This window comes from Nocardioides oceani, from assembly GCF_030412965.1.
GTDB lineage: Bacteria > Actinomycetota > Actinomycetes > Propionibacteriales > Nocardioidaceae > Nocardioides > Nocardioides oceani.
In genome coordinates, this window is the sequence record NZ_JAUHJQ010000256.1 from 1 (window position 1) to 225 (window position 225).

Annotated in this window: 1 protein-coding gene; it reads left to right on the forward strand. The window is 70.7% G+C overall.

Going from position 1 to position 225, the window contains the following annotated elements:
* Positions 1-225: hypothetical protein (locus QWY28_RS23970; protein WP_300955396.1), on the forward strand; the 225-nt coding region annotated here is incomplete at both ends.

The following is a 225-nucleotide window of genomic DNA, read 5'->3' on the forward strand; positions in this document are numbered from 1 at the left end:
GACGACGACGGCCGGGTCACCGCGACCATCACGGTCACCGCCGGCGGCGTCACCGAGACCCGCACGGTGACCTACGACTCCCGCAACGCTCTCAACGTCGAGGAGGTCGAGCTCGCCCGCCGCGGCGAGGGTCCGGCGACCATCGGTCAGGACGTCCGGTTCAACCTGTTCGCGCGCGACCAGTTCGGCAACCTCGTCGGCGACCAGCAGGCGACCATCAGCGAC